This window comes from Nocardia nova, from assembly GCF_002933465.1.
Lineage (GTDB): Bacteria > Actinomycetota > Actinomycetes > Mycobacteriales > Mycobacteriaceae > Nocardia > Nocardia nova_B.
This window is the reverse complement of the sequence record NZ_PSZE01000018.1, coordinates 41950-62042: the sequence shown is the minus strand read 5'-3', so window position 1 is coordinate 62042 and position 20093 is coordinate 41950. Positions and strand designations below refer to the sequence as shown.

Below are 20093 nucleotides of genomic sequence, written 5' to 3'. Positions count from 1 at the left end.
GCCGCCGCTCGAATCATGCTCGAGCGTTCCCGCGGGCGTAGTCGTAGGAGGCGCGCACCAGTTGCCAGACCTGTTCCAGTTCGTCGGCGTCGCGCGGGCCGTAGACCATCAGCAGCGTCGCCGGCAGGACGCCGGCGCGAGCCATCGGATGCTGTTCGGCCCAGCCGGCCGAAATAGCCTCGGCGGCAGCGGATTCCGGCAGGCGCAGATGCAGGCTGCCGTCGGCGTGCCCGTGTAGGTGCGCGAATTCGGTGCCGGCCAGGAAGGCGTCCTCGGGGCCGTGTGCGAGATCGGGATGCAGATGCAGGGCGCGGGTGTCGGGCAGCGAGACCGTACTGCGGGCGGCCAGCACGCCATCGAGTGTGGCCATGCGCGCCCACAGTGCTTCCTGGAGCCGGACGTCCGGATTCTGGGTGAGCTGCTGATGCGGATTGTGTGGCCGGGTGAGCGGGCGTTCGCCGCGCCGCCGGGGCAGGCGCGGGTTTCCGTGCGGTGCCGTCGCAGTCATCACTGTGCTCCTCTCGCGCCGGTGAAGGCTTCTGGTCACACAGTAGTTTCCAAAGTATAGTAGTTACCAAATGGAAAGTGCCCAGGAGGGCTCATGACGCCCGTCACGCCGCCGCCCGTCGCGGATCCGTGCCCGATCTCGCCGGTGGTCGACCTGTTCTTCGGCCGCTGGTCCACCCAGGTGCTGTGGGTGCTGATCCACGACGGACGGATGCGTTTCAACGAAGTGCAGCAACGTATTCCGGGCGTCACGCCCAAGGTGCTGACCCAGCGGCTGCGCCAGCTCGAACGCGACGGTCTGGTGCGGCGCACCTACCACCCCGAGGTCCCCCCTCGCGTCGAGTACGCGGCCACCGCGCTGGCCGGCACCCTCACTCCGTTGTTCGACGGTCTCGCGCGGTGGTCGAACGAGCACCTGGCGGAGGTGCTGGCGGCTCGCGCCGCCTACGACGCGGGCGAACGCTGAGCCGCCGACTCCAGCAGCAGCTCGGCGAATTCGCGCGGCATGGTGATCATGCAGTCGTGGCCGGTCGGCAGGACCTTGAGCCGTTCGGCGGGCAGGTCCGCCGGGGGAAGTGTCCGCGGCATCGCCGCTCGCATCGCCTGGAAGGCCTCGCCGCCCTCACTGCAGTGGATGTGAGTGACGGGAACGAGCGCCAGATCGTCCGGATTGCGCAGCGTCAGCGGCTGGTGGAAAGTCTTCAGCGACTGGGCCGTCAGCATCGAGGCCACCCAGCTCAGATCGGGTTCCTCGGTGACGCCGTTGATTCCGCTGTCACCCATCGGCTCGGTCGGCGGGGGCACGCGCCAGCCGTCTCCGACGGCGGCGGCCGCGGTGGTGAACGCCTCGACCATCTCCGGCATGATGTCGGCGACGGCTTCGCCGTCTCGTGGCACGAAGGTATCCACGTAGATCAGCTCGGCGATGCGGTCCGGGAACCGGTCCGCGAGCGCGGTGACGACGATCCCGGCATAGCTGTGGCCCACCAGGATCAGCTCCCGCAGATCCTCGGCGACGATCAGGTCGGCGAGATCGTCGACGTGGGTGTCGAGTCCCACGTCGGGGGTGAGTTCGTCGGCGCGTTCGCCCATGCCGGCGAGTGAGGGCGCGAAGACACGGTGGCCGGCCGCGGTGAGCAGCGGGGTCACCCGCTGCCAGGCCCAGCCGCCGTGAAACGCGCCGTGAACGAGGAGATAGGTCGACACGACAGGTCCTCCTGGGTGCTCGGAACTAGGTGGTGCTCGGAACTAGGTGGTGCTCGGAACTAGGTGGGTGCTCGAAACTGGGTACCGGAAACGATGAGACGGTCGCCGTGTGCCGGCGGGATGTGCTCGGGCCGGATCCCGAGGCCGATCACCCGTGCCACCACGTGCGAGAGTCCGGGGAAGCGACGCAGCAGCCGGGCCAGCAGCGGCTTGTCGGTGCTGGGTCCGCCCGCGTTCGGATACAGGTCGGCGAGCAGTCGCAACTGCGCGAATTGCACCACCCGCATGGGAAATTCGCGGCGGCGCTGCACCGCGCGCAACTGCGCGAGACTCGGCACACCGCCGGCGGCCAGCGTGGGCGCCAGCAGCCGCGCGGCGGCGACCGCGTCCTGGACCGCGAGGTTGATACCGACACCGCCCGCCGGCGACATCGCGTGCGCGGCATCACCGATCGCCAGCAGACCGGGCCCGCACCAGTGGCGCAGCCGGTCCACCCGCACATCGAGCGGCTTCACATCGTCCCAGTCGCGGATCGCGGCCTCGAGACCCGGCGCCAGCACCGGATAGATGGCCGCGAGCTGCGCCCGGAACCCGGGCAGCCCGCCGGCCCGGATCGCCTCGAATCCGCCTTTGGGGATCATGTAGGCGACCTGCAGGTAGTCGCCGCGATCGATGCAGACGATGAAGAAGCCCTTGCCGCTGCGGACCGTCGGCAGGCTCTCGCCCGCCGGTTTGCCCACCCGGAACCACAACACGTCCATCGGCGCCCGGCTGGCCGCCACCGCGAGCGTACCGCTGGTGCGCACCAGCGAATGACGTCCGTCGGCGGCGATCACGAGACGGGCTCGCACCTCGACCGGACCGTCCGGGGTGGCAGCGCGCACGCCGGTGACGGTGCCGCCGGACTCGAGCAGTTCGGTGACCTCCGCCCGCTGCAGCAGACGGAATCCCGGATACCGGCGACCGGTTTCGGCGAGGAAGTTCAACACGTCCCACTGCGGCATGAACGCCACGAACGGAAACCGGCCGGGCAGCCGGCGGAAGTCCGCGAACACGACCGGCCCCAGCGCGGTCGCCATCGGCAGCTGCGGAGCCCGCACATGCGGCAGCCGGAGAAACTCCTCGGCGAGCCCGAGCTCGTCCATCACCGTCAGCGTCGACGGATGAACCGTGTCACCGCGGAAGTCGCGCAGGAAGTCCGGATGTTTCTCCAGCACGATAACTTTCGCTCCGGACCGGGCCAGCAGCACACCGGCGACCAGCCCCGCCGGTCCGCCGCCGACCACACACGCATCGACGGTCTCGGTGCCTATTTCCCGCTCGGCGCTGCCTATTTCCCGCTCGGCGCTGCCTATTTCCCGCTCGGCGCTGCCTATTTCCCGCTCGGCTGTGCCTATTTCCCGCTCGCTCATGCCAGGCACGCCGGTACCCGGCCGTGGTTGTAACCGACCATCTCGTCGAAGATGGCGAGCACATCCAGCGGCGCCCCCGGTGCCGCGCCGTCCGCTTCGGCGTATGCGCGATGCAGATTGCCGACCACTCGTTCGGCATCCACCAGATCGGCGAACTCGCCGGGATCGGCCTCGAGGGCGATGCCGAGCGGAGTCAGCCCCAATGCCCGGCCGTCGAGCGCCAACCTGCCGATCCACTCCAGGTACCGGATCGTGTCCTCGAAGATCCCCGGTCCGGTGACCGGGCCGTGGCCCGCCACAACGGTTTCCGCGCCCAGCTCGGCCAGTGTCCGGACCGCGGCGAGGGTGCCCTCGACCGAACCGAACAAGCAGAACGGTGCCGCACCCGACATCACCAGATCCCCGGCGAACAGCACCTTCTCCGCGGGCAGCCAGGCCACCACGTCGTTGGTGGTGTGCGCCGCCGGACCCAGATGGATCAGCTCGACTCGCCGGTCGCCGACGTGGAGGGTCAGCCGGTCGGAGAAGGTGACGGCGGGTGGCGTGACTCGTACGTCGCCCCAGCGGACCTGCGGCCACAATTGCGTCAGGGCCAGCCCGGTCTCGATCATCTCGGCGCGGATCCGGTCGTGTCCGATGCGGACCGCGGCGGGCCCGAACAGATGGTTGCCGAAATTGTGGTCGCCGTGGTGATGGGTGTTGACCACGGTGCGCGCCGGCCCGCCGGCGACCCGATCGACGTGTTCGATCAGGCCGCGGGTGCGGTCCTCGGTGGCGAGCGTGTCGATCACGAGCGCACCGTCGGGCCCGGCGACGACGCCGGCGTTGCTGACGCACCAGCCGCCGTGGCCGTGGGTGTAGGCGAAGACACCGTCGGCCACCTCCTGCACCACCGGCTCGGCCAGGCGCGAACTTCCGGTCGCCGTCATGACGGGGCTTTCGCGGATTCGGCGCGGCGGGCCGCGATGTATCGCACCGCGCACAGCAGGGTGTTGCGGCTGTTGGTGCCCAGCGCCTCGCCGAGATAGGCGCGTGCCTCGGCGAGTCCGGTACCGGGACCGAGGATTTCGCGCGCGGCGGCGGGGTTGATCGCCACCGTGTGGCGGGCGGTGACCACCACGCCGGCGGGATCGTCGGCGAATTCCCATGCGCCACTGTGCCCGAACAGCATCGCGGGCGGCAGCTGCTGTTTGTAGTCGATGCGCTCGGCCGGGACACAGATTCGGACCGACCGGGTGGTGTGCGGGATACCGCCCTCGGTGACGGTGTCCATCTCCATCAGCTGCACCCCGTCGGCGTCCTCGGTCAGATCCACCCGGCCGACGTGCGGTACGTGATCGGGCCAGCGGTCGCTGTGATAGACGAAGTCGTAGAGCTCGGCTGCCGTTGCGTCCAGTGTCACGCGATCCTCGAAGGTGACGATGATGTCGTCGACCGGATGGCCCAGCTCGGCGATCCGTGCCAGCGCCGCCAGCTCGGCCACGCTGTTGCGGTCGACCGCGCCGGTGATCACGTCCGGATCCACACCGTCGGCCACGGTGAAGTGGTGGTCGAGGGTGACAGTCGTTGTGCGCGGACCGGTTTCGTCGAACCTCCACTGCCCGCCCATGGAGGCGATCGGCGCCCGGCTGCGTTCCTGTTCGAAGGTGATGCGCCGCCCGGCGGAGTCCAGGGTCCGGCGCGAGGTCCAGTCGGTGACCTGCCCGTTCACCGTCGCCCACAGCCGGAACCGCTCCTCGTCGGCGCCCCGGTGCAGATGCCGCACCAGCACACTGGGTTCGAAGATCACCGGCCAGCGGCCGACGTCGGCGACCAGCCCGTAGACCTCGTCCGCGGGCGCCTCGACGACACGGGTGTGAGTCGTGCGGATGGTCATGCCACACCCGCCAACTGCTGGTTGACGATGTCGATCAGCTCCTGCGGGGTTTTGACGTCGATGAGCTGTTCCTCGGGGACCGTCACCCCGAACTCGCGCTGGATACGCGAGGCGGTTTCGATCAGGGCCAGCGAGTCGTAGCCGAGTTCCTCGAACTCGACCTCGGCGATGTCGCCGGCGAGTTCGGGGGCGTCCTCGTCGCCGCCGGCGCAGGCCACGAGAATTCGGCGCAGGGTGTCGATGGTGATGGTCATGATCTGCTCCTGAGTGCATTCGAACGGATAGTGCGGTTGCTGTTGTTGCGGGGTCAGCGCGGGTGGGCGCGGACGACCACCGCGGAGTTGAAACCCCACCGGCCGCGCGCGAGCACCAACCCGGCGCCGAGGTCGGCCGAGCGCGGTTCGCCGCGGACCAGATCGATCCGGCATCCTTCGGCGAGTTCGGTGGTAGCCACGGTCGGCGGGATCACCGCGTCGCGCATGGCCAGCAGGCAGGTGACGATGTCGAGGGGGCCCGCGCCGGAGAACAGCCGCCCGGTGAGCGGTTTCGTGGCGGTCACCGCTACCCCGCCCGGACCGAAGACGGCCTCGAGTGCCGCCGCCTCGGCACGGTCGGCGTCGGGGACACCGGCGGCATCGGCGAAGACGACATCGATGTCGTCGTTGCGCAGTCCGGCATCGGCGAGCGCCAGCTCGATGGCCCGCTGCAGTCCCGGCGGGCGCGGCGAACCCGGCGGCGGATCGAATGTCTGCGCGTAGCCGGCGATTTCGCCGTAACAGTCGGGCACACCCCGGGCCTGGGCCGCCGCTGCGTCCTCGAGGACCAGCATGGCTCCGCCCTCGCCCGGCACGTTGCCCGCCGCCTGCGCGTCGAACGGCAGATAGGCGCGCGCGGGATCGGTTGCGGTACTGACCGTTCCGGCCGCGATGTGGGAGACCCAACCCCACGGGTCGAGCGCCGAATCGACGCCACCGGTGACGACCAGGGGTGTGCCGCGGCGCACGGTGCGCCGGGCATGGCCGACCGCGTCCAGGCCGCCGGCCTGATCGGCGACCAGCGCACTGCTCGGTCCCCGCATGCCGTGCCGGATCGAGATCTGGCCGGTGTTCACCGCGTAGAACCAGGCGAACGACTCGTACACGCTCACGTGCTCGGAGCCGCGCGACCACAGCTTGTTGAATTCGCGGTGGGTGAATTCGAAACCGCCGGAAGCGTTTCCGGTGACCACGCCCATGCCGTAGTCGGTGAGTGCGGTGGTGTCGACCTTCGCGTCGTCGAGTGCCCACTGGGCGGCAACCAGTGCCATCCGGGTGGAGACGTCGGTCTGCGGCAGCAGCCGGCTCGGCAGGTATTCGGAGGCGTCGAACTCGGCCACCTGGCCGGCGAGTGTGGCGCCGAACCCGGTGGTGTCGAAGCGGGTCAGCGGTGCGATCGCCCCGCGGCCCGCCAGCACCGCGTCCCAGAAGTGGTCCATACCGAGCCCGTTGGGCGCCACCACGCCCATTCCGGTCACGACGCTCATGCCGGCACTCCCTGCGGCCGGCGCAGCACCATGGCGCTCTGGAACCCGCCGAAGCCGCTGCCGACGCTCAGCACCGTGTCGATGCGGTGATCACGGGCGGTGAGCGGGACGTAGTCGAGATCACATTCCGGATCCGGCTCGTGCAGATTGGCCGTCGGCGGCACCACCTGGTGCTGCAGCGCGAGCAGGCAGGCAGCGATCTCCACCGAACCGATCGCGCCCAGCGAATGACCTACCATCGATTTGATCGAACTCATGGGCGTGCGGTAGGCGTGCTCGCCGAGACTGCGCTTCACCGCGGCTGTTTCGTGGCGGTCGTTCTGGCGGGTGCCCGAGCCGTGCGCGTTGACGTAGTCGACGGCGGTGGGGTCGACCCGCGATTCGTCGAGGGCCACCCGGATCGCCTCGGCCATCTCGCGACCGTCGGCCTTGAGACCGGTCATGTGGTAGGCGTTGCAGCGCGTCGCGTAGCCGGTGATCTCGGCGTAGATGTGCGCGCCGCGGCGGCGGGCGCTCTCGAACTCCTCGAGCACGAACATCGCCGCGCCTTCGGCGAGGACGAAACCGTTGCGCGAGTTGTCGAACGGGCGCGACGCGTGTTCGGCGTCGTCGTTGCGCGGCGTGGTCGCCTTGATCGCGTCGAAGCAGGCCACCACGATCGGCGTGATCGGGGTATCGGCGGCGCCGGCCAGCACGACGTCGGCGGAGCCCTCACGGATCAACTGCACCGCGTGCCCGACCGAGTCGAGCCCGGAGGTGCACCCGTTGGACACCATGGCGACCGGCCCTTCGGCGCCTACACTCCACGCCACCTCGGCCGGCATCACACTCGGCACCATGTAGTCGAACATGTAGGGCGAGACGTGCTTCTCGTCGACCACCCAGTCGCGGCCGGAGTCCGACAGCACCAGATATTCCTGTTCCAGGCTCGTCGCCGCGGCGACCGCGCTGCCGAGGCTGACCCCGACGCGCTGCGGATCGAGCGCGTCGACGGTGAGACCGCTGTCGACGACCGCTTCCCGCGCACACACCACCGCGAACTGCGCGGCGCGGTCCATTCGGCGAATTTCCCTGGGCGACAATCCTTCCCGGGACGCGTCGAAATCGGCCTCGCCGGCCACCTGCGACCGGTAGGGCGAGGCGTCGAAGAAGCTGATCCGGCGGGTGGCGGTGCGTCCCTCAGACAGCAACTTCCAGAATTCGTCCTTGCCGTTACCGCCGGGCGCGCGCACCCCGAGCCCGGTCACGACGACGCGACGGTTCATAACGAACCTCCGAATGCATTGGCGTACACAGCTGTTGTCCCTTCTCGCCGAAGAGTCCCGAAAGTCCCCGAGATCACGATCAGGGTGAAGCGGGCCGCTCTAGCCCCGCTCGAGCAGCGCGGTCGAGCTGTCCTCGAGGGCGCGGGGCGAACCTGGGCACACCGGACGCTGTGGTCCGGCTGACCGTGGCCGATCGAGCACAGGAGACACCCGTGAAGATGCCGCCAAGCTCCCACACCGCGGACTGGGTACTCTGCCCGGGCTGCCGGATTCCGCTGTATCGCAAGCGTTTCGAGCGAGACCTGGGCGTCTGCGGCGAATGCGGCCGGCACACCACCCTGTCCGCCGAGCAGCGATTGCGCCAGCTGTCCGACGAGGGCCGGTTCGAGCCGCTGCCGATCGCCGGCACCGAGGACGACCCGCTGAACTTCCACGACGTCGTGCCGTACGCCGATCGGCTGGCCGGCGCGCGGGCGCGCACCGGACTACACGACGCCGTCGTATGCGCGACCGCTCGCATCGAGGGCTCCGCGGTCGTCATCGTCGCCATGGACTTCCGCTTCCTCGGCGGCAGCCTGGGCACCGCGGTCGGGGAGATGATCACCGTGGCGGCGGAATACGCCCTGGCCGAACGCATTCCGCTGCTGCTCGTCACCGCGTCCGGCGGCGCCCGCATGCAGGAGGGGCCACTGTCGCTGATGCAGATGGCCAAGACCAGCGCGGCGCTCGAGCAGCTCGATCGCGCGGGCGTCCTCACCGTCAGCCTGATCACCGATCCGACCTACGGTGGCGTCGCCGCGTCGTTCGCGACCCTGACCGACGTGCTGATCGCCGAACCCGGCGCCCGGCTCGGCTTCGCCGGGCGCCGGGTCATCGAGCAGACGATCCGCCAGGAACTGCCGCCACAGTTCCAGACCGCGGAATTCCTGCTCGACCACGGCCTCATCGACATGATCGTGCCCCGGTCGGGCCTGCGCGCGACGCTGGGTTCGTTGCTGCGCATCGCGGGCCCGGTCGACCCCACCGGCGAACCGGGTGCGGCGGCCGGCATCGTCACCGATCCGCAGTCGCTGCCCGAGACCGAGGCGTGGGAGCAGGTCCACCGGGCGCGGCAGATCACCCGGCCCACGGCAATGGACTATGTGGCGCTCGCGTTCGACGGATTCCTCGAACTGCGTGGTGACCGCATCGGCGCCGACTGTCCGGCTGTCGTCGGCGGTCCGGCCTGGCTCGGCGACCAGCCGGTGATGGTGATCGGCCAGCAGAAGGGCCACGATCCCAAGGAGCTCATGGCCCGCAACTTCGGCATGCCGACACCGCCGGGATATCGGAAGGCCGCCCGGCTCATGCGCCTGGCGGAGAAGCTCGGCCTGCCGGTCGTCACGCTCATCGACACGCCGGGCGCCTATCCGGGGGCGACCGCCGAGGAACAGGGCCAGGCCATCGCCATCGCCGAGAACATCCGCCTGATGTCGGCCTTACGCGTTCCGGTGATCAGTGTCGTGATCGGCGAGGGCGGCAGTGGCGGCGCGCTGGCGCTCGCGGTCGCCAACCGCGTGTTGATGCTGGCCGACTCGGTCTACTCGGTGATCAGTCCCGAAGGATGTGCGGCCATCGTGTGGAACGATCCGAGCGCCTCGGCCGAAGCCGCTGCGGCACTGCACATCACCGCCCGCGACCTGCTGCGGCTGGGCATCGTCGACGGCGTCCTGCCCGAGCTCGGCCACGACGGTGCCCTGGCGCCGCACGCGGCGGCCGAGCGGCTGCACCGCGCCCTGGCCGAAACGCTGCAAGCCTTGATCGGGCGCAGCGGTGAGGAGCTGGCGGCGCAGCGGCGGGCCAGATTCCGTCGCTTCGGACTCCCCGTGGCCGCTCGCACGGCGGCGTGAGAGAGGCGGCGCGAATGTTCGACAAGATTCTGATCGCCAACCGCGGCGAGATCGCGCTGCGGGTGGCCCGCACCTGCCGGGAAATGGGTGTACGCACGGTGGCGGTCTATTCGGCAGCCGACCACGATTCGGCGGTCGTGGATTTCGCCGACGAGGCCGTGCGGATCGGTCCGGCCGCGGCGAAACGCAGCTATCTCGACGCGGCCGCCATTCTGACGGCAGCTGAGATCACCGGCGCCGACGCCATCCATCCGGGCTACGGATTCCTTTCGGAATCACCGGATTTCGCCGATGCCTGCCGGGCCGCCGGGGTCACCCTCATCGGGCCACCCGCGGATGTCATGGCCGAGCTGGGCGACAAACAGTCGGCACGCACACTGATGGCCAAGGCCGGGCTGCCGCTGCTGCCGGGCAGTCTCGACGCTCTCGAATTCGACGAGGCGCAGGCTCTCGCCGACCGGATCGGATATCCGGTGATCATCAAGGCCGTCGCCGGCGGCGGCGGGCGCGGCATGGCGGTGGTGCACGACAGCGCCGATTTCGCCCGGTCGTACCGGGATACCCGGGCCACGGCCCGCATGCTTTTCGGCGACAGCCGGGTGTATGTCGAGCGGTATCTCGACCGCGCCCGGCATGTGGAGGTCCAGGTGCTGTGTGACACCTTCGGCGCGGGCGTCCATCTCGGCGAGCGGGATTGCTCGGTGCAGCGCAGGCACCAGAAGCTGGTGGAGGAGTCACCAGCGCCGCGGCTGCCGGACGGGCTGGCCGAGCGGATCGGCAGATCCGCGGTCGACGGCGTGCTCGCCGCCGGATATACCGGAGCCGGCACCGTCGAATTCCTGCTCGACTCGGCCGGAAACTACTACTTCATGGAAGTGAATTGCCGAATTCAAGTCGAACATCCGGTCACCGAAATGGTCACCGGTATCGATCTGGTCGCCGAGCAGATCAGGATCGCCGCCGGCGAACCGCTGGCATGGACACAGGATCGCATTCAGCCGAAGGGCGCCGCGATCGAATGCCGGATCAATGCCGAGAATCCGGCGGCCGGATTCTCGCCGACACCCGCCAGAATTTCCGAATTCACCGCGCCCGGCGGTCCGTTCACCCGAGTCGACACCCATATCCGGGCGGGTTATTCGGTGCCGCCGAACTATGATTCGCTGCTCGCGAAGATTATCGTGTGGGCGCCCGATCGCGATGCCGCGATAGCGCGGATGAACCGGGCGCTGACGGAATTCCGGGTCGACGGCGAACGATTGTGCACCACTCGCGAATTCCTGCTGGACGTCCTCGATCAGCCGAAATTCCGAGCCGGTACCCATACGACCGCGATGGTGGAAGAAATGTTCGAGGGTACCGCCCCGGAATGAAAGTGGCCGGATCAGGCGGGTGTCGCGGAACGTTGTGCGCCCGCCTGCCAGCCGATCAGATATCCGGCATGGCGACGCTCGAGGATCAGGGTCACCGATTCGTCGGAGGCGTTGAGTATGTCGCTGTGTAATCGGCGCAATTTCACGCAAGGATCCAGGCCGAGTTCGCGCCGCAGTGAACGGGTGAATTCATGGTAGGACTCGAGGGCGCGATGTCGCCGGCCGGAACGGCACAGCGCGTACATGTAGTACGCCTGCAGTCGTTCGTGCAGGGGCTGCTCCGCGGTCAGTCGTGCCAGGTCGGGGCAGACCTCGCGGAAGCGGCCCAGTCGCAACTGAGCCTCGATTCGCAGTTCGAGGTCGGTCAGCCGCACCTGTTCCAGATGCGACAGCTCAGCCGACAACGGCAGGCCGCTCTCCACGTCCAGCAGCGCCGGACCGGTCCACAGTGCCTCGGCCGCCGTGAACAGATCCACCGCGCGCATGTCGTCACCGGTATTCAACGCGCAGCGGGCGGCGTCGGTCATCGTGCGATAGTCACGCAAATCCAGTACACAGTCCTGTGCGTCGAACATATATCCCTTGCTCCAGGTGCGGAGATATCGGTCCGCGATCTCGCCCTGGTCGACATCCAGATATTGCGCCATCTTCTTTCGGATACCCAGAACATAGGTCTGCACGACCGTTATCGCGCTGCGCGGCGGATCGTCGTTCCACAGCTCTTCGATCAGTGTCGTGACCGGAACAACCGTCGAATGCCGAATCAACAACAATGCCAGCAATTGCCGTTGCTTCTGCGCGGTGGGCGTCGCATTGCGATTGTCGAGGGCGAGAGTCAAAGGGCCAAGAACGCGGGCATATACAGTATTCGACACGTAGCGTCCCCTTGTAGCATGAATTGCTGTGCGGTGAGCGTGAAATCGTACGTCGCTGTAGACCTATTCAGAGTAGCGAGGCCATTGTGGCGAGACCGTAAACCCACTGTGATCATACCGTTAACGCCTGACGGCCGTCTTGTTCTCGCATATGTTTTCGCAGGTGAAGAATAATCTGGACGTTCGACTAGGTGACGACGCGGCCTATCTTCGGAAGCGATTGCCGCCGAGCGCAATACGAGCCGGGCCGCAGCGGTCCGCCGGTTCCGGTCAGGTTCCGGCGAGAGGCTGGGCGAGGTGTTCGGCGAAGGCCGACGCGGACGCCGAAGGTCGGTGGTGGCGAGGTCGGCGAGTGCGGGCATTCCGGTAACCGAAAGATCACCGACACTCGAGGCATAGGCCCCGCCCTGCGAAAGCGGTGACGCACCACACCGCTGTCCAGGGATGTCCATGTCTCTCCGCGGGGTTTCGCTGAGTGACTGCCGGGTACCTGCCGACGTGTAGCCGAACGTGCTGGGCTGCCGGGGGTGACAGCCGGTTATGCCGGCGTATTCCCCGATGAATCCATCCGATCCGTACCGAAGAGGAGAGCAACCATGACCGGACAGCTCGACACTCTGATGGACAGCATCGTGTACGACTCGCACGACGACAAGATCGGCAAGGTCAAGCACATCTACGTCGACAACGAAACCGGTTCCCCGACTTGGGCGTCGGTGTCCACGGGCTTGTTCCGCCACGATTCGCTGGTCCCGCTGGCCGGGGCGCGGCACAATCCGCAGTCCGACGCGCTGCGGGTGAATGTGGACAAGGCGACGGTCAAATCCGCGCCCGCTGTGGAACAGGACGGGCACATCAGCCGGGAAGGCGAGCAACAGCTGTTCCGCCACTATCACGTCGACCCGAACCACTCCGGCTGGGACGCCTACGGCCGTGCCGTGCGCGACGGCGGGCAGGGGACGGCGCGTCCCGATGGCGGCCCGAGCGGACGCCACGCGGCCACCGATCCCACCGGCGGCCAGGGCCTGATCCGCTCCGAGGAACGCTTGAACGTCGACACCCAGCGCGAGGCGGCCGGCACGGCGCGCCTGCGCAAGTACGTCGTCGCCGAGGACCAGACGGGCACGGTGCCCACCAGCCACGAAGAGGTCCGCGTGGAACGTGAACCGGTCACCGACGCCGGCGCGTACGGGCAGACCTCCCTGGGCGACGAGGAACAGGAGGTCACCCTGCACCGCGACCGGGTGACCGTGGACAAGGAGACCGTGCCGGTCGAACGCGTGCGTCTGGCCGTCGACGACGTCGAGGAGCGGGAGACCGTCGGCGACACCGTGCGCAAGGAGCGCATCGAAACCGAGGGCACCGATCCGGGACGCTATGTGGATCGCCGCTACCCGCACGAACGCTGACCACGATGGTGCGAGCCGGGCCCGAACCGGGCCCGGCCCTGACGCCAGGGGCGCCGTCAGGCCAGAGCCAGGTGGGCTTGCAGCAACCAGGCGGGGACCGAGCTGCGGCCGCCGGGCTCGTCGCGCACATCCTCGAACCGGACCGGTGACCGATCGTCGCGGGGGAGATCGTTGACGTGGATGCGAGCCGGGCGGATGTCGTCGATGACCCAGTACTTCGAAACCTCGTCGCGCAGTTCGTCTTCGGTCACCGGATTGGGGCCGAACCCCTCGGGCGAGACCGGCAACGCCTTACGGTCGAAGACGAGTACGAAGTAGGACGCTCCCGGGGCCGCCGCCCGGACGATCGACCGTTGATACCCGTCCCGCTGGTCGACCGGGATCGAATGGAAGAGGGTGCTGTCGACGATGGTGCCGAACCTGCCGTCGTACCCGGTGAACGAGGTGACGTCGGCGACCTCGTAGGTGGCGGTGGTCAGTCCGCGCCGTGCGGCCTCGGCGCGGGCCAGTTCGATGGCGGTCGGGGCGGAGTCGAGCCCGACCGTCGTCAAGCCGAGCTCGGCCAGATACAGCGAGATCGCGGCTTCGCCGCAGCCGACGTCGAGGACGTCGCCGTGAAATTTCCCTTGTTCGGCAAGCGCTTTCAGCTCCGGCTGCGGCTCGCCGATACTCCAGGGCGGTGTGGCGCCCGAGAAGGGGCCGTCCTGGCCCTGGTATGCGTTCTCGAACGTGAAATCGCTCGGTGTGGTCATGATGTCCTCCGCATCGGTCGGGGCTATCAGACATGGGTGGAGCTCATTCGATGTTACGGCCGCGTCTCTTGCCGCGTACGCGGGCGGACACCCACCAGCCAGCCGCGTCCCCGACCTCTCAGGTCAGCACAGTCAGTCGCCGGATTTGTGCGCGACGGCGAAGATTCGCCGGAACGGCAACCAGGTCGTCCCGTCGGCGCGCTGGGGGTAGGCCGCGCGCAGGAGTGGGGCGAGCTGGGTGGTGAAGCGTGCCCACTCCTCGTCGTCGAGCGCGCCGCGCACCGGCCGCAGGGCCGTCCCGGTCACCCATTCGAGGACTGGATCCGTGCCGGTCAGCCGCTGTAGATAGGTGGTCTCCCAGGCGTCGACCGTGCATCCCGCCGCGGTGAGCACCGCCGCGTAGCCGCTCGGATCGAGGACGTCGCGAGGGTGCAGGATGCCGCTCGATTCCAGGCGTGGCCGCCACTCGTCGCGCGCGGCGAGTTCGCGGATGGCGACATGGGAGGGGGCGTCGAAGTTGCCCGGCACCTGCAACGCCAGCCAGGCCCCGGACGGCAGCGCCGCCATCCACTGCGGCAGCAGCGCGGTATGCGTCGGCACCCACTGCAGCACCGCATTGGTCACCACGACGTCGGTATCGGGTGCGGGCTGCCACTCCTCGGCGGAGCGCACTTCGGCGTCGATACCGGATTCCCGTGCGGCAGCGACCATTTCGGGTGAGGAATCGAACGCGTCGATCCGCGCCTGCGGCCAGCGCCGAGCCAGCACGCCGGTCAGCTGTCCGGGCCCGCACCCCAGATCGACCACCCGGCGTGGATTCTCGGCATCGATGCGCGCGATCAGTTCGAAGAACGGCCGCGAGCGATGGTCGCCGAAACTGCGGTACTTCTCGGGATCCCACATAAGCTGCTCCACTCGCCGAAGGTGCTAAAACCGTACAAGCGTTATATTAGCGCTGGGGCCGGATTCGGCTCGCGGTCATCGCAGTGACTGGGCGATCAACTGGGCGGCGAGGCCGCGGCCCGTCCGCAGCGGTTCGAGCGAGTGGGCGAATTTCGATCCCGACAGTGCGCCGTCGTAGACGAGCTGGAGGCGCGCGGCCAGTTCCTCGGGATCGGCGCTGCCGCACTCGCGGAGCAGAGTGGTCAGGGTGTCGAGCATCCAGCGGCGGTGGGCCACAACCGGTTCCAGCGCCTGATCGGGAAATTCGGTGGCGGCGTTGGCGTATTGGCAGCCGCGGAACCCCTTGGTGGGCGCCGAGGCCAGCGCGAGATCGAAGAACATCAGCACCTTGTCCACCGGTTCGCGAACCGCTGCCACCGCCTCGTCCCAGCGGCTGCGGTCGCGGCGATCGAGGTGTTCCAGATAAGCCTGCACCAGAGCGTCTTTGGAGCCGTAACTCTGATACAGGCTCGCCCGCGCCACCCCGGCCTCGGCCAGCACCCGGTCGATGCCGACCGCGCGGATGCCGTAGCGCGAGAACAGGTCGGTCGCGGTGTCCAGCAGGCGCTGCGCCGGCGTGGGTTTGCCGCGCCGGGTCGACTGCTGCCGTTCGGCCGGCTCCGTTGTTGTGGCCACGTCTTCCACCATAACCATCCCTTGGAGTAGACAGAACGTTCTGTACATGTTTAGTCTGAATGCGTGACCCGCAGCAACCTCACTCGCCGACTGCACGTGGATCTCGTGCGCGTGGCGGGCGCTGCCTGTTACCACCGGCGCTGAGACGTCCGCGTTCCCGCGGGACGTCGTTCGTTCGCGCATATCTCCGGCCGTCTGTCGCGCGGCCGTCGAGCCCTTCTCCGAGCCTGTTCCGAAAGGCGGCTTTCGATGTCTCTGTATCTGTACGAACTCGTGCCCACCGGCGAGCCCGGTCGCACCATCGGCGAATTCGGCGCGCACGCCGACAATGCCGGCGGTGAACTCATCGAGGCACAGGTCACCACCGGTGCGGCGCGGATCTTCGCGATCGCCGAATTCGCCGGATGTGCTGCTCCCACACTGGCCGCGGACCAGGTGTTCGCGGCCGCGGTCGACGGGCCGCATCAGGTGCGGCTGGTCGGCGCCGACCTCGCCACCGTCAAAGCCGCCCGTCCCGCCGCCGGATACCTGGTCGAATGGGATATTCCGGCCGAGATCGACATGGACACCTACCTCGCGCGCAAGAAGGCCAATGCGCCGAAATACGCCGACGTCCCCGAGGTCAGCTTCCTGCGCACCTACGTGCGCGAGGACACGGCCAAATGCCTGTGCTTCTACGACGCGCCGGACGAGGCGGCGGTGCGCCGGGCGCGCGACGCGGTCAGCACCCCGGTCGACCGGCTGCACACGCTCGCGGATCCGCGGACATGAGCGTCACCGCACCGGCCCGGGCGGCGGTGGCCGCCTTCGTGCGCGCCCGCGCCGCCGCGCTCGATGCCGCCACCACCGACGTGCGGGCAGACATCGCCGAGATCGGGGCCCGGGATCTGCTCTCGATCGGATTGGGCGACAGCGATATTCGCGAATTCGCCGCCGTGGTGGAAGAGGTCGCCGCCGAAAGCCTCGCTGCCGGATTCTCGCTGTGGGCCCAGCGGATGACCCTCGAATACGTCCGGCGCGCACCGGAATCGGTGCAGGGGCGGTACCTGGACGACCTCGCGTCCGGACGCCGGGTGGGCGTCACCGCGATGGCCGCGGCACTCAAACACCTCGCAGGCCTCGGCGAGTTGCCGCTGCGGGCCGACGAGGGCGCCGTCCGCTCGGTCTCGGGCCCGATCGCCTGGGCCTCCAACGTCTTCGACGACGCGCTGATCGTGTTTCCCTACCGCGATCGTGAGGGATCCGGGTGTGTCGCCGTCGTCGCCGCCGGTGCCGACGGCGTGCGGGTGCGCCCCGCACCGGAACTGCTGGCACTGGGCGCCACCGGTTCGACCGCGCTGATCTTCGACCGTGTCGAGGTGCCCGACGAGCAACTCGTGACCTCGGATCTGCCCCTCTTCGGCGCCGCAATCCGGCCGATATTCCTGCTCCTGCAGACCGCGTTCTGCAGCGGCATCGCGGGCAGATCGGTGGCCGAGGCCGCGGTCTTGCTCGACGGTCTCGGCGCCCAATTTTGCGACGAGCACACCGGTCTCGCGGCCCGGCAGGAATCCGTGCGCGCGCGGCTCTACGACTTCGCCACCGATCCGGGCCGGGTCGCGGCGGCCGATCTGATCCGGTTGCGGCTCGACGCGTCCCGGACCGCGGTGGATGCCACCCGGCTGGAATCGACGCTGCGCGGCGGCGCCGGATTCGCGCGGGGCTGCGATACCAACCGGCGGTTCCGCGAGGCCGCCTTCCTGCCCGTTCAATCTCCTTCGGAAGGCCAATTGCGATGGGAACTGTCGCAGTACGACTAGCGGGCGCGCGCAAGAGCTACGCCCACCACGGCACACCGGTCCTCGACGGCGTCGATCTGGAGATCACGGCGGGCGAGTCGCTGGTGATCCTCGGCCCTAGCGGCAGCGGCAAATCGACGCTGCTGCGGATCATCGCCGGACTGGACCGGCTCGACGGCGGCAGCATCGGCTGGGGCGAAGGGCGGCAGGCGAATCCGGCCACCGGCATGGTGTTCCAGCAGCCACTGCTGATGCCGTGGCTGACCGTGCGCGACAACGTCCGGTTCGGCGGCCGATTCGCCCGCCACCGCGGCGATTTCGATCCCGCGGCGGCGGACGCACTGCTCGAGCGGTTCGGCTTGGCCGGGCTGGCCGACCGGATGCCCGATCAGCTCTCCGGCGGACAGGCGCAGCGGGTCGCGGTGATGCGGGCCGTCGCGGTGCGGCCGCGGCTGCTGCTGCTCGATGAACCCTTCAGCGCCCTGGATCCGGCGGTACGCGCAGACCTGCAGGACTGGCTCGCCACACTGGTCGCCGACCTCGGCTGCACCACCGTCCTGGTCACCCACGATGTCGACGAGGCGCTGCGGTTGGGCGACCGGATCGTCCTCATCGGACACGGCGGGACCGTGCGCGCGCAATTCCCGCGTCCCACCTCGGACGACGAGCGGAACACGCTGCGGCACAGCATCATCGACCGCTATCGCGATATGTCGGTGCCGGTATGAGACGACCCGTGATCTCGCGGCGTGGCCTGCTGTGCGGGTGCGCCGGACTCGTCGCCGCCGGTGGGCTGGCCGGATTGACCGACCTCGGCGTGGCCGCGGCCGACCGCCGCGGTACGAGCGGTGAGCGGCTGCGGATCGGATATCTGCCGATCACCGACGCCGCCCCGCTGCTGATCGCCGAACGCGGTACCCAACTCGCCCAGCCCGTGCTGTTCCGCAGCTGGTCGGCCCTCGCCGAGGCATTCCTCACCCACCAAGTCGATATCGTGCACCTGCTGATGCCGATGGCGATCCAGTTGCGGTTCGGCCTGGGCGTGCCCGCTCGGATCCTGGGCTGGAACCACACCAACGGTTCCGCGCTGACCGTGGCTCCGGGCATCACCGAGCTGGGACAACTGGCCGGAACGCAGGTGGCGATCCCGTTCTGGTGGTCGATCCACAACATCCTGATTCAGCAACTGTTGCGCGCCAACGGTTTACGACCGGTGATCCGTGGATCGGCGGCCCGCTCGGCGGGCACGGTGGAGCTGATCGTGATGAGTCCCTCGGATATGATCCCAGCCCTGGCCAACGGGTCGATCAGTGCCTTCACCGTCGCCGACCCGTTCAACGCGGGAGCGGAACTGCGCGGCGTCGGACGGATCCACCGCTTTCTCGGCGATCTGTGGCGCGACCACGGCTGCTGCGCGCTGGTGGTGCACCAGGACTTGCTGGACACCCGGCCCGGCGTGGCGCAGGCGGTGGCGGATTCGGTGGTCGCCGCGCAGCAGCGGATCGGCGCCGACCGCGCGGCGGCGGCGAAACAGCTCGCGGGGCGGTATCTCCCGCAGCCGCTGCCCGCCGTCACCAAGGCGCTGACCTATTCCGACCGGATCGCGGTCCGGCATCCGGACTGGCGACCCCAGCGAATCGGCTTCCAGCCCTTCCCCTTTCCGAGTTTCACCGCCGCGCTCGCCACCGCCATGCACGACACCATCGTCGACGGCGACACTCGCTTCCTGTCCCGCCTCGATCCGGCGAGCGCGCACGGCGAACTCGTCGACGACCGGTTCGTCCGCTCCGCCCTGGACCGCGCGGGCGGGCCGGCCGCGTTCGGGCTGCCGCCGGGGCTCACCCGCACCGAGGAGATCGATCCATCGTGAATACCGTCGTCGTTCGCCCACGCCTGCGCGCCGCGGCCTGGGCGCCACGGCTGGCAGCCGTCGTCGCCGCGATCCTGCTGTGGTGGGTGCTCACCGATCTGGTGGCCGGACCGCAGTCGCTGCTGCGCGAATTCGGGCCGCAGCATGTGCCCGGAGCCATCGCCGGATTGCTCGATCGCGGTGTGCTGCTCCCCGATATCGCGGTGAGCATGTGGCGGCTGCTGGTGGGATTGCTGATCGCGGTCACCGTCGGCGTTCCGCTGGGGCTGCTGCTCGGACTGCACGCCGCCACCGAATCCGCGGTCGCGCCGGTGGTGCAGTTCCTGCGGATGATCTCACCGCTGTCGTGGGCGCCGATCGCGGTGGCGCTGTTCGGGATCGGGCATCAGCCGGTGATCTTCCTGGTGGCCGCAGCCTCGGTGTGGCCGGTCGTGCTGAACACCGCCGCAGGTGTGCGATCCATCGATCCGGGTCTGCTGCTGGTGGCGCGGTCGTTCGGTGCGACCCGGCGCGAGCAGTTGACCTCGGTGGTCCTGCCCGCGGTCCGCGGGCCGGTGCAGACCGGATTCCGCGTCGGGCTCGGCATCGCCTGGGTGGTGCTGGTCCCGGCCGAGATGCTCGGGGTGCGGTCCGGCCTCGGCTATCAGATCCTCAATGCCCGCGACCAGCTCGCCTACGACCAGGTGATGGCGGTCATCGTGGTGATCGGCCTGATCGGGTTCGCGCTGGACTCCCTCGCCCGGGCGGCGCTCGACCGGCGCTGACCGCGTCCCGGCGGAGC

At 68.9% G+C, this 20093-nt stretch carries 22 protein-coding genes; 10 read left to right on the top strand and 12 right to left on the bottom strand.

Features of this window, described 5'->3' with window-relative positions:
• Positions 1–13: 13 nt before the first annotated feature.
• Complete coding sequence (locus C5E41_RS21045; RefSeq protein WP_104377512.1) at positions 14–508, bottom strand: luciferase domain-containing protein; 495 nt, start codon at positions 506–508, stop codon at positions 14–16.
• Between the two features lie 93 nt (positions 509–601).
• On the opposite strand from C5E41_RS21045, the gene C5E41_RS21040 reads away from it, so the two are divergent.
• On the top strand, positions 602–973 hold the full coding sequence (locus C5E41_RS21040) for a winged helix-turn-helix transcriptional regulator (RefSeq protein WP_104377511.1): 372 nt from the start codon (positions 602–604) through the stop codon (positions 971–973).
• Here the strand turns inward: C5E41_RS21040 and C5E41_RS21035 are convergent.
• The 7 genes from C5E41_RS21035 to C5E41_RS21005 are packed head-to-tail and all read right to left on the bottom strand — an operon-like array spanning position 952 to position 7788.
• Entirely contained in the window at positions 952–1713 is a 762-nt protein-coding gene (locus C5E41_RS21035; RefSeq protein WP_104377510.1) for an alpha/beta fold hydrolase, read from the bottom strand. The two genes, C5E41_RS21040 and C5E41_RS21035, sit on opposite strands and share 22 nt — an antisense overlap.
• 59 nt (positions 1714–1772) lie before the next feature.
• Positions 1773–3125, bottom strand: coding sequence for an FAD-dependent oxidoreductase (locus tag C5E41_RS21030; protein WP_104377577.1), 1353 nt, complete (start codon positions 3123–3125; stop codon positions 1773–1775).
• Positions 3122–4054: an MBL fold metallo-hydrolase gene (locus tag C5E41_RS21025; protein ID WP_104377509.1), complete on the bottom strand. Its 933-nt coding sequence runs from the start codon at positions 4052–4054 to the stop codon at positions 3122–3124. Before C5E41_RS21025 ends, C5E41_RS21030 begins: the two co-directional genes overlap by 4 nt.
• Positions 4051–5001, bottom strand: a complete 951-nt coding sequence (locus C5E41_RS21020) for an aromatase/cyclase (protein ID WP_104377508.1) — start codon at positions 4999–5001, stop codon at positions 4051–4053. The genes C5E41_RS21025 and C5E41_RS21020 overlap by 4 nt, the downstream gene beginning before the upstream one ends.
• Positions 4998–5255 carry an acyl carrier protein gene (locus C5E41_RS21015; protein WP_030515841.1) on the bottom strand — a complete coding sequence of 86 codons (258 nt, stop codon included), beginning with the start codon at positions 5253–5255 and terminating at the stop codon, positions 4998–5000. The genes C5E41_RS21020 and C5E41_RS21015 overlap by 4 nt, the downstream gene beginning before the upstream one ends.
• Before the next feature lie 53 nt (positions 5256–5308).
• Positions 5309–6523 carry a ketosynthase chain-length factor gene (locus C5E41_RS21010; protein ID WP_104377507.1) on the bottom strand — a complete coding sequence of 405 codons (1215 nt, stop codon included), beginning with the start codon at positions 6521–6523 and terminating at the stop codon, positions 5309–5311.
• The gene (locus tag C5E41_RS21005; RefSeq protein WP_104377506.1) at positions 6520–7788 is read right to left on the bottom strand and encodes a beta-ketoacyl-[acyl-carrier-protein] synthase family protein; all 1269 of its coding nucleotides are present in this window, start codon (positions 7786–7788) and stop codon (positions 6520–6522) included. The genes C5E41_RS21010 and C5E41_RS21005 overlap by 4 nt, the downstream gene beginning before the upstream one ends.
• A gap of 218 nt (positions 7789–8006) precedes the next feature.
• Here C5E41_RS21005 and accA point away from each other — a divergent pair, with 218 nt between their 5' ends.
• Together accA and C5E41_RS20995 are read left to right on the top strand one after the other, a co-directional pair.
• Complete coding sequence (gene accA, locus C5E41_RS21000) at positions 8007–9677, top strand: acetyl-CoA carboxylase carboxyl transferase subunit alpha (RefSeq protein WP_104377576.1); 1671 nt, start codon at positions 8007–8009, stop codon at positions 9675–9677.
• Between the two features lie 14 nt (positions 9678–9691).
• Positions 9692–11050 carry an acetyl-CoA carboxylase biotin carboxylase subunit gene (locus tag C5E41_RS20995; protein ID WP_104377505.1) on the top strand — a complete coding sequence of 453 codons (1359 nt, stop codon included), beginning with the start codon at positions 9692–9694 and terminating at the stop codon, positions 11048–11050.
• A gap of 11 nt (positions 11051–11061) precedes the next feature.
• Here C5E41_RS20995 and C5E41_RS20990 read toward each other — a convergent pair whose 3' ends face one another.
• Complete coding sequence (locus C5E41_RS20990) at positions 11062–11925, bottom strand: AfsR/SARP family transcriptional regulator (protein WP_104377504.1); 864 nt, start codon at positions 11923–11925, stop codon at positions 11062–11064.
• Positions 11926–12521: 596 nt separating this feature from the next.
• Here C5E41_RS20990 and C5E41_RS20985 point away from each other — a divergent pair.
• The gene (locus tag C5E41_RS20985) at positions 12522–13334 is read left to right on the top strand and encodes a PRC and DUF2382 domain-containing protein (protein WP_104377503.1); all 813 of its coding nucleotides are present in this window, start codon (positions 12522–12524) and stop codon (positions 13332–13334) included.
• Positions 13335–13390: 56 nt separating this feature from the next.
• On the opposite strand, the gene C5E41_RS20980 is transcribed toward C5E41_RS20985, so the two are convergent.
• From C5E41_RS20980 to C5E41_RS20970, 3 genes are all read right to left on the bottom strand, one after another.
• Entirely contained in the window at positions 13391–14086 is a 696-nt protein-coding gene (locus tag C5E41_RS20980; protein ID WP_104377502.1) for a class I SAM-dependent methyltransferase, read from the bottom strand.
• A 132-nt stretch (positions 14087–14218) separates the two neighbouring features.
• The gene (locus C5E41_RS20975) at positions 14219–14989 is read right to left on the bottom strand and encodes a trans-aconitate 2-methyltransferase (RefSeq protein WP_104377501.1); all 771 of its coding nucleotides are present in this window, start codon (positions 14987–14989) and stop codon (positions 14219–14221) included.
• 75 nt (positions 14990–15064) lie between these two features.
• Complete coding sequence (locus C5E41_RS20970; protein ID WP_258081136.1) at positions 15065–15664, bottom strand: TetR/AcrR family transcriptional regulator; 600 nt, start codon at positions 15662–15664, stop codon at positions 15065–15067.
• Positions 15665–15727: 63 nt separating this feature from the next.
• Here C5E41_RS20970 and C5E41_RS36000 point away from each other — a divergent pair, with 63 nt between their 5' ends.
• The 6 genes from C5E41_RS36000 to C5E41_RS20945 all read left to right on the top strand — a co-directional run bounded on the left by C5E41_RS36000 (position 15728) and on the right by C5E41_RS20945 (position 20076).
• Positions 15728–15808: a putative leader peptide gene (locus C5E41_RS36000; RefSeq protein ID WP_368854174.1), complete on the top strand. Its 81-nt coding sequence runs from the start codon at positions 15728–15730 to the stop codon at positions 15806–15808.
• A gap of 105 nt (positions 15809–15913) precedes the next feature.
• The gene (locus C5E41_RS20965) at positions 15914–16435 is read left to right on the top strand and encodes a DUF4242 domain-containing protein (RefSeq protein WP_104377499.1); all 522 of its coding nucleotides are present in this window, start codon (positions 15914–15916) and stop codon (positions 16433–16435) included.
• Positions 16432–17463, top strand: coding sequence for an acyl-CoA dehydrogenase family protein (locus C5E41_RS20960; RefSeq protein WP_104377498.1), 1032 nt, complete (start codon positions 16432–16434; stop codon positions 17461–17463). Before C5E41_RS20965 ends, C5E41_RS20960 begins: the two co-directional genes overlap by 4 nt.
• Positions 17439–18170: an ABC transporter ATP-binding protein gene (locus C5E41_RS20955; protein WP_104377497.1), complete on the top strand. Its 732-nt coding sequence runs from the start codon at positions 17439–17441 to the stop codon at positions 18168–18170. Before C5E41_RS20960 ends, C5E41_RS20955 begins: the two co-directional genes overlap by 25 nt.
• Positions 18167–19312, top strand: coding sequence for an ABC transporter substrate-binding protein (locus C5E41_RS20950; protein WP_104377496.1), 1146 nt, complete (start codon positions 18167–18169; stop codon positions 19310–19312). The genes C5E41_RS20955 and C5E41_RS20950 overlap by 4 nt, the downstream gene beginning before the upstream one ends.
• Positions 19309–20076, top strand: coding sequence for an ABC transporter permease (locus C5E41_RS20945; protein WP_258081135.1), 768 nt, complete (start codon positions 19309–19311; stop codon positions 20074–20076). Before C5E41_RS20950 ends, C5E41_RS20945 begins: the two co-directional genes overlap by 4 nt.
• The last annotated feature ends 17 nt before the right edge of the window (positions 20077–20093 follow it).

What these genes read in the sequence shown, in the direction of transcription:
- C5E41_RS20960 (WP_104377498.1), top strand. Translation starts at nt 16,432, where the DNA reads ATGAGCGTCACCGCACCGGCCCGGGCGGCGGTGGCCGCCTTCGTGCGC.
- C5E41_RS20985 (WP_104377503.1), top strand. Translation starts at nt 12,522, where the DNA reads ATGACCGGACAGCTCGACACTCTGATGGACAGCATCGTGTACGACTCG.
- C5E41_RS20950 (WP_104377496.1), top strand. Translation starts at nt 18,167, where the DNA reads ATGAGACGACCCGTGATCTCGCGGCGTGGCCTGCTGTGCGGGTGCGCC.
- C5E41_RS21015 (WP_030515841.1), bottom strand. Translation starts at nt 5,255, where the DNA reads ATGACCATCACCATCGACACCCTGCGCCGAATTCTCGTGGCCTGCGCC.
- C5E41_RS21010 (WP_104377507.1), bottom strand. Translation starts at nt 6,523, where the DNA reads ATGAGCGTCGTGACCGGAATGGGCGTGGTGGCGCCCAACGGGCTCGGT.
- C5E41_RS21030 (WP_104377577.1), bottom strand. Translation starts at nt 3,125, where the DNA reads ATGAGCGAGCGGGAAATAGGCACAGCCGAGCGGGAAATAGGCAGCGCC.
- C5E41_RS21020 (WP_104377508.1), bottom strand. Translation starts at nt 5,001, where the DNA reads ATGACCATCCGCACGACTCACACCCGTGTCGTCGAGGCGCCCGCGGAC.
- C5E41_RS20980 (WP_104377502.1), bottom strand. Translation starts at nt 14,086, where the DNA reads ATGACCACACCGAGCGATTTCACGTTCGAGAACGCATACCAGGGCCAG.
- C5E41_RS20975 (WP_104377501.1), bottom strand. Translation starts at nt 14,989, where the DNA reads ATGTGGGATCCCGAGAAGTACCGCAGTTTCGGCGACCATCGCTCGCGG.
- C5E41_RS20965 (WP_104377499.1), top strand. Translation starts at nt 15,914, where the DNA reads ATGTCTCTGTATCTGTACGAACTCGTGCCCACCGGCGAGCCCGGTCGC.
- C5E41_RS21040 (WP_104377511.1), top strand. Translation starts at nt 602, where the DNA reads ATGACGCCCGTCACGCCGCCGCCCGTCGCGGATCCGTGCCCGATCTCG.
- C5E41_RS20995 (WP_104377505.1), top strand. Translation starts at nt 9,692, where the DNA reads ATGTTCGACAAGATTCTGATCGCCAACCGCGGCGAGATCGCGCTGCGG.
- C5E41_RS20955 (WP_104377497.1), top strand. Translation starts at nt 17,439, where the DNA reads ATGGGAACTGTCGCAGTACGACTAGCGGGCGCGCGCAAGAGCTACGCC.
- accA (WP_104377576.1), top strand. Translation starts at nt 8,007, where the DNA reads ATGCCGCCAAGCTCCCACACCGCGGACTGGGTACTCTGCCCGGGCTGC.
- C5E41_RS21025 (WP_104377509.1), bottom strand. Translation starts at nt 4,054, where the DNA reads ATGACGGCGACCGGAAGTTCGCGCCTGGCCGAGCCGGTGGTGCAGGAG.
- C5E41_RS21045 (WP_104377512.1), bottom strand. Translation starts at nt 508, where the DNA reads ATGACTGCGACGGCACCGCACGGAAACCCGCGCCTGCCCCGGCGGCGC.
- C5E41_RS21005 (WP_104377506.1), bottom strand. Translation starts at nt 7,788, where the DNA reads ATGAACCGTCGCGTCGTCGTGACCGGGCTCGGGGTGCGCGCGCCCGGC.